The organism is Bradyrhizobium altum (assembly GCF_020889705.1).
Classification (GTDB): domain Bacteria; phylum Pseudomonadota; class Alphaproteobacteria; order Rhizobiales; family Xanthobacteraceae; genus Bradyrhizobium; species Bradyrhizobium altum.
This window is the reverse complement of sequence record NZ_JACMYP010000198.1, coordinates 1-16,356: the sequence shown is the minus strand read 5'-3', so window position 1 is coordinate 16,356 and position 16,356 is coordinate 1. Positions and strand designations below refer to the sequence as shown.

The window sequence follows — 16,356 nt, the reverse complement described above, 5'->3', positions numbered from 1 at the left end:
GGCACGCCCCGCCTTCCAGCAACGGCGCGCACCACCGCCGCGCGCCGCAAAGCCGCCGCCCAAAAACAAGCGCCCGTAGCCGAACGAAGTGGCACCGGCGACAAACGCCGGCGCCACATTCCGAACTGCGAACCGCAGATCAGCGCTGCCTGCTGATCACCGCCTCCAGATATTCGCTGGGGATGACCAGCGTCCCATCCTTGGCGACATTTAACTGGTCCATCAGGCGGAACATGTCGGCGGCGAGCAGTTGCTGCTTGACGGCATCGATCGACCCGAAGGCTTTCAGCACCGGACCGTAATAGGTGCGGAAGATCTCGAGGAAATGCTCGCGCGATCTGTAACGGAAATTGAATTGCCTCCGTTTGGCATCGACCGTGGCCTGAGGCCCGAACAGGGCACTGAGATGGGCTTCAGTGCCCCATAGTGCGGGAGATTTCACGCCCGGCGCCGGCGGCACATATTTGCCGATGGTCTTGAACAGCTGGCCGATGAAACCCTCCGGCGTCCAGCTCGCAAGGCCGATCTTGCCGCCGATGCGGCAGACACGGCGCAATTCGTTTGCCGCCTGCTGCGGGTCGGCGGTGAACATAACACCGAACGTCGACAGCACGACGTCGAAGCTCGCGTCGGCGAACGGCAGCTTCTCCGCGTCCGCTTCCTGGAACGTGACGGGCAGACGCTCCGCGGCCGCCCGCTCGCGGCCGCGTTCGAGCAACGCTCCGACGTAGTCGGTCGAGATAACATCGGCAAAGCGCCGCGCCGCGGCCAGCGTCGCGTTGCCGTTGCCGGCTGCGACGTCGAGCACCATTTGATTGCTGCGCAGGTCGACTGCCTCGCAGAGCGTTTCGCCGACGATCTGGAGCGTGGTGCCGACGATCGCATAGTCGCCCGAGCTCCAGGTGGCTTGCTGACGTGCCTTGACGGCGGCGAGATCGACAGCGGGCATTTCGGTCTGAACGTTCATGTGAATCTCCTTGGAAAAATGTCGTGCGGCTCACGGCGAGGCGGCTGGCTTCGCCGCAAGTCCGCGGTTGCGCCAAAAGGCGTCGTGACGTGCAATGACTTCAATGTGCTGCGAGCTAGCTGCGACGGTCGAGAAGGGCCGGGATGCGAGATGCGGCAACAATGCTCCAATCCGAATGCTGCCTGCAGCCATGCCTGCGCTGAGGCCAGACGGCCTGCTGCGCTTGAGCTGCACGATGCTGCCGAGTGAACACGGGTGAGGACAAACCCGCGATCATCAGCCCGAGCAGTGCGCTTCGAATGATCGGCCGAGGGCTGCGGTTGCCGGCGGCCTTCGACCGCCGGTCGCCGGGATCGCGCGGCATCAAGCGACTGGCCTGCCGCTCACGCCGTGCGAGCATCCCAGCGACCGACTGATTGACGATCCGGCGGATCCGCACGAGCAGAATGGAAAGATGCCTTCGCACCGGACCTGACATGCACTCCATAAATGAAATCGGCATAATCGTTTCCTTGATCGAAGTGTGATGGCGCTCCGGATAATGGTTTGGCCGGGACGCGCCATGCGACGCCTCGCAGGCGTCATTCGGCTGCAATGGGCGGTTGGACGGGATCACCACGCACCACAACTGTGGTCGCGACCTTGTAGAATTCCTCGCCCGGCATGCCGACGCAGCGCGCATGATCCCGGATCGAGTCACCGTCACGCGCCTCGTAGATGCAGAAAGTGCCAATGCGACCATCTGCCTCATGCACCACGTAGCTGCGGATCCAGCGGACGCGGTCCGGCATCTGCTCGTCGCCGATCCTCGCGGAGGTTGCGCCGGCGAGTTCCAGCTCACCCATGTTTGCCCAGGCGCTCGGACGGCGAATGACGTAGAGTTCCATCGAAATCTCCTCAGTTGCGACGGTTGAACGACAGGCTGCGGTGATCGCGGCCATGCTCAGCTATAGGCGCGGTCAACGCCAACTGTCCTTACCGCGGACTGATCATTGCCTGATCTTTGCCTGAACCTTTTCCGCCGAGCCCGAACTCATACACATGGCATTCCCATTTGGACTGTTCGAGCTTGATGAAGCTGGACGCGTGCTGCTGTGCGCGCGGCAGGAAGTCGCTTTGCAGCCGCGTGTGTTCGATCTGCTGGTCTACCTTGTCCACCACCGCGACCGGGTCATCTCCAAAGACGAGCTACTCGAGGCCGTCTGGCCGGACGTCACGGTCACCGACAACTCGCTGCAGCGGGCGGTGAGTTCGTTGCGCGCCGCGCTACGCAGGGGTGGCATGGAGGGAGCGATCCGGAATCTGCCGGGCAAAGGATATCGGTTCTTCGTTGATTCCGAGATCAGGCCGCCGGAACGTGCCGATCGCAATCAAGACGGAACACGCGGTGCAATCGGAGCAATCGGCCTCGCCCGACGTGCGGCGGTCGGACATTTATGGCTGCAGGCGGCAACGCTCTTTCAGAGCGCCGACGGAGACGGCCAGCTCAGCGCCGAAGATTTCCACGATTGGGCGCTTGCCCTGCAATGCCTCGGCAGGACCGCGGCAGCCATTCCGATTCTGGTTCGCGCGGTCGCCGCGCGCAGCGAAGCCGGCGACGCCGCCGGCGCAGCGGTCGATGCAATCGCGCTCTCGGGCCTGCATTTCGAGAGCGGTCAGGCCGCGATCGGAAAGGGCTGGCTCGCGCGAGCGGAAGATTGGGCCTCGAGGCTCGACGATCCGCCGACAACGGCCTTGCTGTTATGGATGAAGTCCAAACTGGCTGCCTTCGATGGCGAGCCGGAACAGGCCCTCGCGTTGGCCGACGCGGCCTACACGGCCGTCCGATACAAGGATGCGCTCAACATCGAAGCTCTGAGCCTGGCCTATCGCGGCTTCTATCGGCTATGCCTCGGCGACACGCATGGCGGACTGGCCGATCAGGACCATGCCGCCGCGGTCGCACTGTCCAGCACCAATCTGGATCCGATCATGGGCGGCAACCTCTACTGCAACATTCTCTGGGCAGCCCGGATGTTCGGAGATTGGGCGCGGGCCGACCAGTGGACGCGGAGCTACCAGAATTTCTGTTCGAGCAGCGGCATGGAGCTGACAGGTTCATGCCAGCTGCATCGCTCCGAGGTGCTCGGCATCAGGGGCTCGCTCGACGAAGCGCTGGCTCGCATTCAGGACGCGCTCGCGCGCCTGACCAGCGATGCGCCATGGTCGATGGGCGATGCCAACCGGGTGCTGGGCGATATTCTGGCAGCGATCGGCAATGACGACGCAGCGCTCGAAGCATACGACAGGGCTTACACGATGGGCTGGTGCCCGGAGCCGGGCCGCGCCATGCTGCTGCTCGCAAGAGGCGAAGCGGAAGCCGCTTATGCAAGCCTCGAGCGGAGCCTGATCGGCAAGACCTGGTGGACACTGCAGCGGCGCGGAATCCTGCTCGCGCATCTGGCGCTGGTTGCGGCACACACGCATCGGACCGGCCGGGCAAAGGCATTGATCTGCGAACTTTCCGGAAGTCCGGATCGCTGGCCGATGCCCTCGATCCGCGCGCTCACCAACGAAGCGCAGGCAATCCTCGCGCTTTCCCGGCAGGACCATGAAGCAGCCATGCGACATCTCCATCTCGCCCGCCAGCTGTGGTCCAGCATCGAGGGACGGGTCCAGATCGTGCGGCTGAGGCTGCAGATTTCCAGACTCCAGCTGGAGCGCGGGGACGTTCGCGGCGCCATGGCGGAAGTTCACGCGGCACAGCTTCTGGCAAATGAATTGGGTTCGCCCAAGCGCGTTGCCGACTGCGTTGCCTTGCAGCACGACATTGATGCCTGGCAGCCAACCGCACGACGTCAGATCTGCGGGTGATCAGGCCGCGCGACCCAGCCAGTCGCGCACGCGCTCGATCAGGTTCTTGCGCGGGATGGGCTGCACGGCCGTGGCAACGGGTTCGATCTCACGCGCGGATGATGGCGATTCCTCGGATGCATCCGCCGCCGGCCCGCCCGCAATATCGGTCGTCTCCGCCATGACCCCCACCTCAGCGGGCGCCGGCGCGTCAACGACGACCGGCGTCTCGGCATCCACGGACGCTTCAGCGCCCGCCGGTATCTCTGCGGCAGTGGGAGCTTCAGGGTTTGCAGGCGTATCGATGAGCGGCTCTTCTTCGGCAAGCCGCGCGCGCCGTCGTTCCGCGGCGGTGACCCGCAACCGCGCGCGCCGCTCGCGCTCGGCGTTCGCCGCGGCCTGCAACGCGATCGGGCCGACATTTTCCAGGAACGCGCGTTCGTAGGCGCGCGACAGGCGATCGAGCGCTTCATCGAGCGGCAGCCAATCGACTTCCCTGATGTCGCTCATCAACGCACGCACTGGCTTGCCGCCGGCATCCATGCGCCAGTAATGCACCACCTTGGAGCGGCCGCCTGAATCATAGACCAGTGTGCCGAGGAATTCGTGCACCTCGACGTCGTGGCCGGTTTCCTCCAGCACCTCACGCTCGGCGGCGGCGCGCGGCGTCTCACCATCGTCGAGCTTGCCCTTGGGCAACACCCACTCATTGCGCTTGCGCAGGCGCACGACGGCAAAGCGCTGCGGAGCGTCCCGCCGCAGCACAATGCCTCCCGCCGCCAGAACAGGCGTCCGCGCCATCTCGTGTCCATCAGGTTTGCGATTTAGGATCGTCGCGCGACGATCCCGGCCATACTAAAGCATGATCTTGAAAAGTGGAAACCGGTTTTCCGGGCAGATCGTGCTCAAAGAATGGCACGAACGAGAAAGCGAGATCAGAGCTCATATTTTGACGCGCTTTCTTCACGCGAACCGGTGCCCATTTCGCTCGAAAGCGCTATGAGGGCTTCCGCAACAACGGTTCGCCGCATTTGATCCGCGTTCCCTCCGCGACACTGTCAGAGAATTCGAAATTATTGGGCGCGAGCACGATGATGGTCGAGCCGTGCTCGAACCAGCCGAGTTCATCGCCCTTCTTCACATGCGCGTCACAGGGGAAATCCACCGGGCCCCGCGACTGCGCGTTCAGCGTGATGTCGAGGAAATGCAGGCGGAGGCTGGCCACCAGGATGGCGGCGACCGGAACCAGCGTCAGCGCCTCGCCTGTTGGAAGCTTCGCGCGCAGCACCGCGCGCTCGTTCTTGCAGAACAGTCGCTCGACCCGCTTCAGCGCGATCGGATTGACGTTCCAGACATCGCCATGAATGAACGTCACCTTGTCGATCGCAAGATCGTACGGCGCGTGGAAGCGGTGATACATGCTCGAGGTCAGCCGCAGCGTGACGAAGCGGCCGTTGCTGTGCTGCTCGACCAGCGCGGGATCGCCGACCAGATCGAGCAGCGAATAGGGCGCGCCCTTGACCTGGAACAACTGCCCATCCTCGATCCGCCCATGCGCGCCGATGATCGCGTCCGACGGGCTCGCGATGATGGCGGGATCGGCCGCGGCCGGGCGCAGGCCGGGCTTGAGCTCGCGGGTAAAGCAATCGTGCAAACTCTTGAATTCGGTCTTCTTCGCCTCGGACAGATCGAGGTCGGAGAACAGCTTCCAGCAGGCGATCGAGGCGTCGCGCACCAGGGGGTTCTCGACCTTGGAGAACCAGCCCATGAAGCGGGTGATCGCCGCCCGCGGAATCCGGTTGGTTAGCAGGAAATTGAGGTCTTCCTGCTGGGTGAATGCCGAGATCAGGCCCTTGACTGTCATGAATTTGTTAGGTGCCGAGGCTAGCGCTTCTGTCATGGAAACATCCCTTCCGATTCTCTCGCTGTCCGCCGCCGCGCTTGCCGGCGCCGCCGCAGCTTTCCCCAAAATTCAAGCCCGCCTCGCGCTGTCGCGGGCCAAGCACCGCTCGCTGACCGGACATTCCAAGATGTCCAAGATGGTGGCGCGCATGGTGCCGCACTACGAATTCGACATCGACCAGTTCTTTTGCTCCGACGGAGCGCCGAAGGACGTCGCGTTGCAGCGGCAGGACGGCTTCTTCCGCCTCGCCGGCCTCTACGCGGATCGCTATCCCAAGGGCCGCGCGCTGACTGCCGAGGTGACGGAGCGGATCTCCGACCTGCAGTTCACCGAAACCTACCGCGTGCCGTTCCAGTACAGCCGCCTGGTGCGCGAGCATCTCGGCACCTCGGCCTTCGTCGAGGCCTCCAGCGGCGTCACCGTCACCGACCTCGACGGCAATGTGTCCTACGACCTGACCGGCTCCTACGGAGTCAACATCTTCGGCAACGACTTCTACAAGGAGTGCATCGCCGAGGGTGAGAAGCGCGCGCACGCGCTTGGCCCCGTGCTCGGCCCCTACCACCCGATCATTGCCGACAACGTCAAGCGCCTCTGCGAGATTTCCGGCCTCGACGAGGTCTCGTTCCACATGTCCGGCACCGAGGCCGTGATGCAGGCGGTGCGGCTCGCGCGCTACCACACCAAGCGGACCCATCTGGTCCGCTTCGCCGGCGCCTATCACGGCTGGTGGGGCGAGGTGCAGCCCGGCGTCGGCAATCCGGTGTCGCCGCACGAGACCTTCACGCTCGCCGACATGTCGGAGAAGACGCTGCACGTGCTGCGCACCCGCAAGGACATCGCCTGCGTGCTGGTCAATCCGCTGCAGGCGCTGCATCCGAACGGCAACGCGCCCGGCGATTCCGCGCTGGTCGATTCGTCGCGCTCCTCGAGGTACGACCGCGCCGCCTACACCGAATGGCTGAAGAAGCTGCGCGAGGTCTGCACCCAGCGCGGCATCGTGCTGATCTTCGACGAGGTGTTCGTCGGCTTCCGCCTCGCCGCCGGCGGCGCCCAGGAATATTTCGGCGTCAAGGCCGACATGGCGACCTACGGCAAGAGCCTTGCCGGCGGCCTTCCGGTCGGCGTGGTGTGCGGCCGCAAGGACCTGATGCGGCGTTTCCGCGACGACCGGCCGGCCGACATCTGCTTCGCGCGCGGCACCTTCAACTCGCATCCCTACGTGATGACGGCGATGGACGAGTTTCTGAGCCGGCTCGCCAGCCCGAATTTCCGCTCGATCTACAACGGGCTCGACGAGACCTGGAACGGCCGCGCCAAATCGCTCAACGACCGCCTCGAAGCACAAGGCCTGCCGGTTCGGGTCGGCAACATCTCGTCGATCTGGACGGTCTCTTACACCGAGCCGTCCCGCTACAACTGGATGCTGCAATACTATCTGCGGGCCGAGGGACTGGCGCTGAGCTGGGTCGGCACCGGCCGGCTGATCTTCAGCCTGAACTACACCGACGCCGACTTCGCCGAGGTCGCCGACCGCTTCGTCGCGGCAGCCGAGAAGATGAAGCGCGACGCCTGGTGGTGGCACAAGGAAGGCCTCACCAACAAGAACATCAAGCGGCAGATCCTGAAAGAGATGGTCGCCGTGAGGTTCGGGCGTTAAACCCCGGTACCGCCCTCTCGCTCCCTCGCCCCGCCCTTGCGGGGAGAGGGTTGGGGTGAGGGGCTGCATCCACAAAATCGGTAACAGACGGACTCGCGGTGAGCCCCCCTCACCCGGATTGCATCTGGCGATGCAATCCGACCTCTCCCCGCACGCGGGACGAGGTGAAGAGAGTGCACAGACGAGAAGCTTCAAGACGAGACCTTGTTGTTGCGACGTCCCAAGACGTAGATGCCCGGGACAAGCCCGGGCATGACGCATATCGGAAAGATATTGGAGCAACGATCAGGCGTGCTTGACGTGCTTCTCGAGACCCGGATCGATCAGCTCGCCCTTCATCAGGAACAGCGGCGCCTTGTGATAGAGCTTCAGGTCATGGAAGGGGTCGGTGACGATCTTGGTCATCCAGACGAGGCCGGTCTCGATGTCGCGGATGAAGAACAAGTGGATGGTGCGGAACAGGAGACCGCCGATGCCGACCACGAGCCAGACCTTGGCCACCTGACGGGTGAAGTCGCCCATCGTGACCCAGGGCTTGAACAGGCCGAACAGGGTCGGATCGAAGTACAGCACCATCGGCGACAGCGCCCAGATCGCCATCAGCACGACCTTGCGCTGCAGATTGTAGCCGACCTTGATGTCTTCCTTGTGCTCGTGGGTCGCCTGGTTGACGTGGTCATACCCCTTCGGCTCGAAGAAGAAGTGACCGGCCTGGCGCGAGGTCATCGAGACCAGCCAGCCGACCAGTGCCGACACGACCGGATCGAAGAACAGCATCACATAGGCGAACAGGAAGCTCAGCGCGCTGACGAAGTGCAGGCTCTGGTTGATCCGGCTGTGATGGTAGAAGCGATGGTCATCCCAGCGCTGGGTACGGAGCTCTTGCAGAAAATTCTTGATCATTGGTTCCCCCAACATCTTTCGGGACAGGATTTACAGGGATTCGATGTATCGCGTGTGACATCATCATAATGACATATGACAATGCGGAGCGACGCCTTGACGCAACCGGAGAAGGGTCTCGCCTCATCCCGGCGAGGTTTGCGGGGATGAGGCGAAGGAGATCGTAGCCTCTGGCTAGGGGCGCGCTGTGCGCCTGCGCCACCTCACCCGGAGGATCGGCGGGCTGAGCCGCCTGGCCAACCGCCTCAGGCGGCTTTGGCGACGTCCGCCTTGCGGAAGCGGACCAGTGAGAAATGGCCGAGCGGCGGGATCAGGCGGCGCTCCGCGAGCTCCATGCCACCCGCGCCGGCCAGCCACTTGGTGTAGCGCGACCAGGCGAATTCGGCGGTCCGGAACCCGAGCGGGCGCACCACCGGCTGCAGCTTCTGCTCGATGAAGCGGCGGACGCCGGCATCGGCGCTGACGCGAGTCAGGATGATCAATTCGCCGCCCGGGCGCACCACGCGGGCAAACTCGTCAAGCGCGGCTTCCGGGTTCGGCACCGCCGACAGCACGTACTGCGCCATCACGACGTCGAACGAATTGTCGGGGAATTCGAGCTTCTCGGCGTCCATCACCGCGAGGCCCTCGACATTCTTCAGGCCCTGCTCCGTTACCCGCTTCTTGGCCTTCTCCAGCATCGCCTCGGAGATGTCGGTTCCGAAGATGCGCACGTTCTGGCTATAGAGCGGCAGCGAGATGCCGGTGCCGACGCCGACCTCGAGCACGCGACCGCCGATCTTGTTGGTGGCCTGGATCGCAGCCTGCCGGCCCTTGCTGAACACGCCACCGAACACGAGGTCGTAGATCGGCGCCCAGCGGTCGTAGGCCTGCTCGACCGTTTCGCGGTCGAAGTCCATGGAACGGTCAGCGCCCAGCTTGATGATATCAGCCATAGATAGTCTCTCGTCTTTCGTTCGATTGAGCTGTTAATTCGGAACCGCACTGCGGCCGGCAACGCGGCGGGCGGGCCGCGGCGCGCGGCTCGGCTGCAACGTGGCCAGATTGCCGATGAACTGACGCGCACTGTTTTCCCAGGAACGCTCCAACGCAAAATTGCGGCAGTCGGCGCGCGACATGTTCAGCGCGCGCAGGCAGGCGCTGCGCAGATCGTTGTCGATCGCGCCGATCGGATGATCCGCAATGACGTCCTTCGGGCCGGTGACCGGGAACGCCGCAACCGGCGTGCCGCAGGCCAGCGCCTCGAGCTGCACGACGCCGAACGTGTCGGTCAGGCTCGGGAACACGAAGACGTCGGCGGCGGCGAGGTGCGAGGTCAAATCCTGGCCCTTCTTCTCGCCGAGGAAAATCGCGTCGGGATATTTCTCTTCCAAGGCCGCCCGCTGCGGACCGTCGCCGACCACGACCTTGGAGCCCGGCAGATCCAGCGACAGGAAGGCGTCGAGATTCTTCTCCACTGCGACGCGGCCCATGGTCATGAAGATCGGTCGCGGCAGGTCGAGCAGCGCCGGCTGGTCGGGATTGAAGATCTTGGTGTCGACGCCGCGGGTCCAGAAGCCGAGCTTGCGGAAGCCGCGCTCGGCAAGCTCTGATCGCAGCGAGTCGGTCGCGACCATCGTCATCGATCCGGCCGCGTGGAAGTGGCGCAGCACGGCATAGCCGACGCTGTCGGGAATTCCGGTGCGCACCGAAACATATTCCGGGAAGCGCGTTGTATAGGATGTGGTGAACGCGAGCTTGTTGCGCTGGCAATAGCCGCGCGCCGCCCAGCCGATCGGTCCTTCGGTCGCGATGTGGATCGCCTCGGGCGCGGCCTCCTCGATCCGGCGCGCGATCTCGCGGCGGTTCGGCAGCGCCATGCGCAGGCCCGGATAGGTCGGCACGCCGACCGATCGGAAACCGTCGGGGGTGAGGAATTCGATCTCGGCGCCGAGGGTCGCTGCGCTGCGCGCAAGCGACGTCAGCGTTCGAACCACGCCGTTGACTTGCGGATGCCAGGCATCGGTCGCAACGAGTATGCGCATCGCAGGAGACCCAAATCGTTAATCTTGATTCTGCTCGCACGACGTTCTGACATGGATGTTTCAAACGTATGACGTCATCGAAATGTTAGGTTGTTTTTCACGGCGAACTGCCGGTTTTTCGTGTAACATGACAGCCAGATGTCAGAGCAGCAGAGTGAACATCCCGGCACCACGCGCCGCAGGCTCAAACGGCGAAACTCGTCGCTCCTGATCCTGGCGGCCGGCATCTTCGTGTTTGCCGTCGCCGCAGGCCTGCTGTTCTATGGGCTGCGTCCGGTGACGCTGAAGATCGCGGTCGGCCCGACCGGCAGTGACGACGTCAAGCTCATCCAGGGCTTCGCGCAGGCCTTCGCGCGTGACGGCAATTCGGTGCGGCTGAAGCCGGTCACGACACAGGGGGCCGCCGAAAGCATCGCGCTGTTCACCGCGAACAAGGTCGACCTCGCGGTCGTGCGCGGCGATCTCAGTCTGCCGGCGAGCGCCGAGGCGGTTGCGGTCCTGCGCAAGAATGTCGTTGTGCTGTGGGCACCGTCGGGCGGGAAAGGCAAGCCGCGGTCTGCGAAGATCAAGAGCATCGACGATCTCCCCGGCCACAAGGTCGGCGTCGTCGGCAGCACCCCGGCCAACGTCACGCTGCTGCGCGTGATCCTGACCGAGTCCGGCATCAACCCCGACAAGGTCACGATCAGCCAGTTCGCCGTCAACAAGGTCGCCGATCTCGCGCGCGATCCCTCGCTCGACGCCTACATGACCGTCGGGCCGCTCGACAGCAAGATCACGGCGGAAGCGATCGCGGCGACAGCGGCGGCGCGCGGCGAACCGAAATTCCTCCCCGTCGATGTCTCGGAAGCGATCGCGCAGAAGCATCCGCTCTATGAGTCCGAGGAAATCGCCGGCAGCATCTTCTCCTCTTCGCCGGCCCGGCCCGAGGACAAGATCGAGACCGTCGGCGTCAATCACCTCATCATCGCGCAACATGCGCTGCACGAGGCAACCGTCGGCGCACTCGATCGGCAGTTGTTCACGCAGCGGCTCCAGGTCGCGCGCGACGTGCCGGCGGCGGCCAAGATCGAGAAGCCGGACACCGACAAGGATGCCGCGCTGCCGGCGCATCAGGGCGCGGCCGCGTATATCGACGGTACCGAACGCACCTTTCTCGAAAAATACTCCGACTACATCTGGGGCGGCATCCTGCTGGTCTCCGGCCTCGGCACGGCGGGCGCCTGGTTGCGCCACTATGTGAAGCGCGACGAGCGCGAGCGTTACATCACCCATCGCGACGGTCTGCTGACGCTGATCTCGCGGGTGCGCGGCGCCGAGACGCCGGAGGAGCTCGCGGCAATGCAGAGCGATGCGGACGCGCTACTGCGCGAGGCGCTCGATTGCTACGACGACGGCGCGATCGAAGACGGCGATCTCTCGGCGATCGGACTGACGCTCGAGCAATTCCATCACGCCGTCTCCGACCGCCGCGCGGTGATCAACGGCGACAGGTCGGGCGTGCCGAGGATGCGCGCAAGCTAGCCCGCTCGGGCACACCAATTGCACCGAGAGCAATGTTTGGATTGCGCCTGCATGCGTACGCCCCCATGCTGCGCCACACTATGATCGCATCCCTCATCGCCGACCTGCCCGCGCCGTTCGTGCTCGCGGTCGCACTGGCCGGCGTGTTCCTGATCTCCTTCATGAAGGGCGCGTTCGGCGGCGGCTTTGCCATTGTCGGCATCCCGCTGCTCTCGCTCGCGATGGACCCGATTGCGGCCGGCGCGCTGCTTGCGCCGTTGTTCATCGTCATGGACCTTACGGCGCTGCGTTTCTGGCGCCCGAGCACCTGGTCGCGCGTCGACCTCGCGATGCTGCTGCCGGCGCTCGTGGTCGGCGTCGTTCTCGGCTATTTCGCGCTGCGCGATCTCGACCGGCATGCCGTCGAGATCGTGATGGGCGTGGTGACGCTGGCGTTCGCCGCGTTGTGGTTCATCGGCGGCGGCGAGATCAAGCCGCGTCCGCGCTCGACGATCAAGGCGACGTTCGCCGGGCTCGCCTCCGGCGTCACCACGATGGTCGCGCATTCAGGCGGACCACCGCTTGCGATGTACCTGCTGCCGCTCGGCATGCCGAAGGCGCTCTACGCCGGCACCACCAGCCTGTTCTTCACGGTCGGCAACCTCCTGAAGGCCGGTCCGTGGCTGGTGCTCGCCACGCCGTCGCGAAGCCTGTGGATGCTGATGGCGCTTTGCGTGCCGGCCGTGCCGGTCGGCGTCTGGGCCGGTTGGCGGCTGCACGAACGCCTCGAGCAGCGGGCGCTGTACCGCGCCTGCTACGCCATTCTCGTCATCACCGCGGCCAAGCTGCTGTGGGACGGACTGGCCGGATACGTCCGGCTCTGAGCGCAGGCGACGTTGTTGCTGCTCGTCAGGAAGATCGCCTGCTGCCGCTGACGCTGATGGCAAGCGGCCCGATCCCCTCGAGCATCTCGACCATGTCCTCCGGCTCGAGCCGCTTGCGCGCCACGAACGAGAAATGGCGGCGCAGCTTCAGGACCGGCTTCTCGATCCAGTGCCAGGAGGACGCCGCGAACGCCGTGATCAGCGCCAGCGCGACGGCGAACTGGACAATCAGCGACGCGTTCGGCAGCCACACCTTCACCACCTGCTGCATCGGGAAACCGTACAGATAGATCCCGTAAGAATAGTCGCCCCTTGAAAACAACGGCAGCCGCGGCAGCTTCGAGACACCGAGGAACACGGTGATGTAGACCAGCGCCGGAGCAATGACGGCATTGAGGACGGGCTGGGTGATCCAGGCGGCCGGTCCAAGCAGTGCGGCTCCGAGGCAGAGCGCGCAGCAGACGGCGAGAATGCGCCCGTCATAGGGAATGCGGTCGCGGTAAAGGTAGATCGCGATCCCGAGCAGGCAGGCAACCGGCAGTTTCGCGCCGCGCCCGAGGAACAGCGCCGTGCTGAAGATCTTGTCATACAGCGAGCCGGCGACGCCGGGAGGCAGCTGCGACGGCGTTGCCGCATGCCCGGTGATCTGCACGGCAAAACCGATACCGACCAGGACGACAGCGCCGAGCACGATCAGCGCCGGCCTGCGCAGCAGCCCCAAGGTCATGATGACTGCCATCGCCGCGTAGCAGCCATATTCGAACGGCACGGTCCACAGCGAACTGTTGACCTCCGGCGCGGGATTGCTGCTGAACACGCCCGGCAGGGTGTAGTTCACGAGGCCGACGACATTCGTGAAGTATTTGTAGGTGCCGGCGCTGGTGAAATAGTCCCAGAGCGGCAGCGTGGTGAAGACCGGTCCGAGGATCAACGCCGACAGCACGATCTCGACCGCAAGCGCCGGAACGATCCGCATTCCGCGATTGATCAGGAATTCCTTCAGGCTGAGCCGCAGCCCGCTTGCGGCGATCAGGAATCCGCTCAATGCGAAAAACATCACGAGGATGGCAAATTGCGGAAACCAGAAGATCCCCGTCAAATCGGAGTCGCCGCGCCCGGTGGCAACATAGGACGTATGCCCGGCGACGACCGAGATCGCGAGCGCAACGCGGAGAAAATCGAACCCGGGACCAAAGCCTTTCTGCTGATCCAGCATGCTTCCGATCGAAGGCGCTGGCATGATTTCCACTCCATTCCAAACCACGCCTTCGGACAGCAAGCGCCGTGCCAGGAACGATGTCTTGGGATGGGACAGCCCCGGCAACGTGCCCTTAACCGTGCGACGAAACACCGACGAAACAAATCCCTAACGGCACGAAACCATTTTGGCGATTTCGTGCAAACGTCCTGAAACGCCTCACCTGTACTGGTTTGACCCAACGACGCGCCGGAACTGGCGCGCAGGGCGCAAACAACAGGGGTCGACAATGTTCAATTCCATCAAGCTGAACGCACGTCTCGCTGCCGCCGCCTTCGGTGCGCTGGCGATCGGCACCGTCGCTTTCTCGGGCTCCGCCGCGGCCGCTCCGCTGCCGATGTTCCCCTTCATCCTGACGCCGCCGACCGAGGCGGTGCAGCCGCCGGTGCAGTCGATGCCGAAGGCGCAGGAGGAAGACCGTTCCGTCGAATTGCCCGCCCGGCTGCGCCGCCAGGTCGTCGCCTATCCGACCCGCGAGGCCCCCGGCACCGTCATCATCGATACCCCGCACACCTATCTCTATCTCGTGCTCGGGAACGGCCAGGCCATGCGCTACGGCATCGGCGTCGGCCGCGACGGCTTCACCTGGTCGGGCACCCAGACCATCACCAAGAAGGCGGAGTGGCCGGATTGGACCCCGCCGCCGGAAATGATCGCCCGCCAGCCCTATCTGCCGCGCTACATGGCCGGCGGCCCCGGCAATCCGCTCGGCGCCCGCGCCATGTATCTCGGCGGCACCGTGTACCGCATCCATGGCACCAACGCGCCGGAGACGATCGGCACCCACGTCTCCTCGGGCTGCCTGCGCCTCACCAATGAGGACGTCACCGACCTCTATTCGCGGGTCAACGTCGGCACCAAGGTGATCGTGCTGCCGATGACCGACCGCCGCGCCGACCTCGGCTCGGCCGTCCGCTAGGCCCGACACATTCAGACATTGACGAGCAGACATTGACGACGGCTCCGGCACGATGTCGGGGCCGTCGTCGCGTTCATAGTCGCGTTCATAATCGTTAACGTCCAGATCGTTGACTTACAGGTGATCTCGGGCGACCGGCCCGCCCCCGAAGCAGCTTGATCCCGCCACACTGGCGCCCTCGTCGGCGGGCCTGTACAACCCGTCAAGTTGATTTGATCCGGGGGAATGATGCGTCTACCGATGCATCCAAGAACGATCGCGCTCGGGCTCACGGTGGTGCTGGTCTCGTTCGCGATCAGCCTCAAGGCCATGGATTGGCTCGCGCCGAGCGTCACGGTGCAGGCGCCGCCGCTCGTCCAGCTGCCGCCGCTGCCGCAGGCGCCGCGCTCCTCGACGGTAGTGGCGCAGGTCTCGGTCGCGCTGTCGGCGATCCGCGATGCCGCCGAACGCGGTGCGCCGAAGACCTTCGGCGGCAAGGCCGACAATCCGGTCCAGCAAATCCTGCAAAATGCCGACATCGGCTGGACCGCCTCGCGCGGGCCGATCGCAGCGACCGGCGCGCAGGACGTGCTGACGCTGACGACCCCGATCAACGGCACGCTCAAGGTCACCGGCTCGCTGTCCGCGAAGGCGACCGGCGCGGTCAGCGACGCGCTCGGCAGCCTGCTCGGCGGCAATGTCGCCAAGCAGATCGGCGCCGTGAACATCAAGAACATCAATGCCAATGCCGACATCAAGGGCAGCGTCACGCTGACCGCGCGGCCGAAGCTCGGCGCGTCCTGGCGGATCGAGCCGAACCTGCAGGCGCAGGTCAATCTGGGCGACACCAGCCTGTCGGCCGCCGGCGTCCGCATCAGCGTGCCGGCCCAGGTCAAACCGGTCATCGACAAGGCGGTCGCCGACCAGATCTCCGCGGTCGAGGCGCGATTGCGCAACGATCCGGTGTTCCAGAACAACGCCCGCGCGCAATGGACCAAGGCCTGCCGCTCGATCCCGCTGCAGGGCACCGGCGGTACCTCGTCGATGCCGCCGATGTGGCTCGAGCTGCGACCGACCCGCGCGATCGCCGCGCAGCCGAAGGTCGATGCGTCCTCGCTGATCCTGACCATGGGGATCGAGGCCGAGACACGGATCACAGAGGCGCAGACCACCCCGAACTGCCCGTTCCCCGACAAGCTCTCGATCGTGCCGCCGATGCCGAGCCAGGTCGCGATCGGCCTGCCGGTCGACCTGTCCTTCACCACGCTGACGCAGCTCGTCGAGACGCAGCTGAAGGGCAAGACCTTCCCCGAGGACGGCTCCGGCCCGGTCGACGTCACCGTCAAGAGTGCGAGCATCGCCGCCTCCGGCGACCGGCTTCTGATCTCGCTGTTGGTGCACGCCAAGGAGAGGAAGAGCTTCTTCGGCTTCGGCGCCGAGGCGACCGTGCACATCTGGGGCCGGCCGCGGCTCGACCAGGCGGCGCAGACGCTGCGGCTGGCCGACGTCGAGCTGGCGGTCGAG

15 protein-coding genes are annotated in these 16,356 nt (G+C 64.8%); 6 read left to right on the top strand and 9 right to left on the bottom strand.

The genetic code is table 11. From position 1 onward, the window contains the following. Nucleotides 1–139: 139 nt before the first annotated feature. From H8B02_RS34235 to H8B02_RS34225, 3 genes are all read right to left on the bottom strand, one after another. Nucleotides 140–967, bottom strand: coding sequence for a class I SAM-dependent methyltransferase (locus tag H8B02_RS34235; protein WP_229170267.1), 828 nt, complete (start codon nucleotides 965–967; stop codon nucleotides 140–142). 115 nt (nucleotides 968–1,082) lie between these two features. Next, nucleotides 1,083–1,583 carry a hypothetical protein gene (locus H8B02_RS34230; RefSeq protein WP_229170266.1) on the bottom strand — a complete coding sequence of 167 codons (501 nt, stop codon included), beginning with the start codon at nucleotides 1,581–1,583 and terminating at the stop codon, nucleotides 1,083–1,085. Then, complete coding sequence (locus H8B02_RS34225; protein WP_212310798.1) at nucleotides 1,549–1,854, bottom strand: nickel-binding protein; 306 nt, start codon at nucleotides 1,852–1,854, stop codon at nucleotides 1,549–1,551. The genes H8B02_RS34230 and H8B02_RS34225 overlap by 35 nt, the downstream gene beginning before the upstream one ends. Before the next feature lie 154 nt (nucleotides 1,855–2,008). On the opposite strand from H8B02_RS34225, the gene H8B02_RS34220 reads away from it, so the two are divergent. Then, nucleotides 2,009–3,820, top strand: a complete 1,812-nt coding sequence (locus H8B02_RS34220; protein ID WP_229170265.1) for a winged helix-turn-helix domain-containing protein — start codon at nucleotides 2,009–2,011, stop codon at nucleotides 3,818–3,820. Here H8B02_RS34220 and H8B02_RS34215 read toward each other — a convergent pair whose 3' ends face one another. Continuing rightward, nucleotides 3,821–4,600 carry an NUDIX hydrolase gene (locus H8B02_RS34215; RefSeq protein WP_229170264.1) on the bottom strand — a complete coding sequence of 260 codons (780 nt, stop codon included), beginning with the start codon at nucleotides 4,598–4,600 and terminating at the stop codon, nucleotides 3,821–3,823. It abuts the gene before it with no gap. Between the two features lie 196 nt (nucleotides 4,601–4,796). Then, nucleotides 4,797–5,663 carry an archaetidylserine decarboxylase gene (asd, locus tag H8B02_RS34210; RefSeq protein WP_229170269.1) on the bottom strand — a complete coding sequence of 289 codons (867 nt, stop codon included), beginning with the start codon at nucleotides 5,661–5,663 and terminating at the stop codon, nucleotides 4,797–4,799. Between the two features lie 34 nt (nucleotides 5,664–5,697). Here asd and H8B02_RS34205 point away from each other — a divergent pair, with 34 nt between their 5' ends. Then, nucleotides 5,698–7,362: an aminotransferase class III-fold pyridoxal phosphate-dependent enzyme gene (locus H8B02_RS34205; protein ID WP_229170263.1), complete on the top strand. Its 1,665-nt coding sequence runs from the start codon at nucleotides 5,698–5,700 to the stop codon at nucleotides 7,360–7,362. A gap of 285 nt (nucleotides 7,363–7,647) precedes the next feature. Here H8B02_RS34205 and H8B02_RS34200 read toward each other — a convergent pair whose 3' ends face one another. From H8B02_RS34200 to H8B02_RS34190, 3 genes are all read right to left on the bottom strand, one after another. Then, entirely contained in the window at nucleotides 7,648–8,265 is a 618-nt protein-coding gene (locus H8B02_RS34200; protein WP_092115970.1) for a hypothetical protein, read from the bottom strand. Between the two features lie 245 nt (nucleotides 8,266–8,510). Beyond that, nucleotides 8,511–9,200 carry a class I SAM-dependent methyltransferase gene (locus tag H8B02_RS34195; protein ID WP_229170262.1) on the bottom strand — a complete coding sequence of 230 codons (690 nt, stop codon included), beginning with the start codon at nucleotides 9,198–9,200 and terminating at the stop codon, nucleotides 8,511–8,513. Between the two features lie 33 nt (nucleotides 9,201–9,233). After that, nucleotides 9,234–10,289, bottom strand: coding sequence for a glycosyltransferase family 4 protein (locus H8B02_RS34190; protein ID WP_229170261.1), 1,056 nt, complete (start codon nucleotides 10,287–10,289; stop codon nucleotides 9,234–9,236). 138 nt (nucleotides 10,290–10,427) lie between these two features. Here H8B02_RS34190 and H8B02_RS34185 point away from each other — a divergent pair, with 138 nt between their 5' ends. Both H8B02_RS34185 and H8B02_RS34180 read left to right on the top strand, forming a co-directional pair. Continuing rightward, nucleotides 10,428–11,813, top strand: coding sequence for a TAXI family TRAP transporter solute-binding subunit (locus H8B02_RS34185; protein WP_229170260.1), 1,386 nt, complete (start codon nucleotides 10,428–10,430; stop codon nucleotides 11,811–11,813). 80 nt (nucleotides 11,814–11,893) lie between these two features. Then, nucleotides 11,894–12,676, top strand: a complete 783-nt coding sequence (locus tag H8B02_RS34180) for a sulfite exporter TauE/SafE family protein (protein WP_229170259.1) — start codon at nucleotides 11,894–11,896, stop codon at nucleotides 12,674–12,676. Nucleotides 12,677–12,701: 25 nt separating this feature from the next. On the opposite strand, the gene H8B02_RS34175 is transcribed toward H8B02_RS34180, so the two are convergent. Beyond that, on the bottom strand, nucleotides 12,702–13,916 hold the full coding sequence (locus tag H8B02_RS34175; protein ID WP_229170258.1) for an acyltransferase family protein: 1,215 nt from the start codon (nucleotides 13,914–13,916) through the stop codon (nucleotides 12,702–12,704). Nucleotides 13,917–14,163: 247 nt separating this feature from the next. Between H8B02_RS34175 and H8B02_RS34170 the strand changes: the two genes are divergently transcribed. Together H8B02_RS34170 and H8B02_RS34165 are read left to right on the top strand one after the other, a co-directional pair. Beyond that, a complete protein-coding gene (locus H8B02_RS34170) occupies nucleotides 14,164–14,853 on the top strand; it encodes a L,D-transpeptidase (RefSeq protein ID WP_229170257.1) in 690 nt (229 codons plus the stop codon). A 228-nt stretch (nucleotides 14,854–15,081) separates the two neighbouring features. Beyond that, on the top strand, nucleotides 15,082–16,356 hold a 1,275-nt coding region (locus tag H8B02_RS34165), incomplete at its 3' end, for a DUF4403 family protein (RefSeq protein ID WP_229170268.1).

Bases quoted from the DNA above. Each gene is read 5' to 3' on its own strand.
- H8B02_RS34235 (WP_229170267.1), bottom strand. From the start codon at position 967: ATGAACGTTCAGACCGAAATGCCCGCTGTCGATCTCGCCGCCGTCAAG.
- H8B02_RS34225 (WP_212310798.1), bottom strand. From the start codon at position 1,854: ATGGAACTCTACGTCATTCGCCGTCCGAGCGCCTGGGCAAACATGGGT.
- H8B02_RS34220 (WP_229170265.1), top strand. From the start codon at position 2,009: ATGGCATTCCCATTTGGACTGTTCGAGCTTGATGAAGCTGGACGCGTG.
- H8B02_RS34215 (WP_229170264.1), bottom strand. From the start codon at position 4,600: ATGGCGCGGACGCCTGTTCTGGCGGCGGGAGGCATTGTGCTGCGGCGG.
- asd (WP_229170269.1), bottom strand. From the start codon at position 5,663: ATGACAGTCAAGGGCCTGATCTCGGCATTCACCCAGCAGGAAGACCTC.
- H8B02_RS34205 (WP_229170263.1), top strand. From the start codon at position 5,698: ATGGAAACATCCCTTCCGATTCTCTCGCTGTCCGCCGCCGCGCTTGCC.
- H8B02_RS34200 (WP_092115970.1), bottom strand. From the start codon at position 8,265: ATGATCAAGAATTTTCTGCAAGAGCTCCGTACCCAGCGCTGGGATGAC.
- H8B02_RS34195 (WP_229170262.1), bottom strand. From the start codon at position 9,200: ATGGCTGATATCATCAAGCTGGGCGCTGACCGTTCCATGGACTTCGAC.
- H8B02_RS34190 (WP_229170261.1), bottom strand. From the start codon at position 10,289: ATGCGCATACTCGTTGCGACCGATGCCTGGCATCCGCAAGTCAACGGC.
- H8B02_RS34185 (WP_229170260.1), top strand. From the start codon at position 10,428: ATGTCAGAGCAGCAGAGTGAACATCCCGGCACCACGCGCCGCAGGCTC.
- H8B02_RS34180 (WP_229170259.1), top strand. From the start codon at position 11,894: ATGATCGCATCCCTCATCGCCGACCTGCCCGCGCCGTTCGTGCTCGCG.
- H8B02_RS34175 (WP_229170258.1), bottom strand. From the start codon at position 13,916: ATGCCAGCGCCTTCGATCGGAAGCATGCTGGATCAGCAGAAAGGCTTT.
- H8B02_RS34170 (WP_229170257.1), top strand. From the start codon at position 14,164: ATGTTCAATTCCATCAAGCTGAACGCACGTCTCGCTGCCGCCGCCTTC.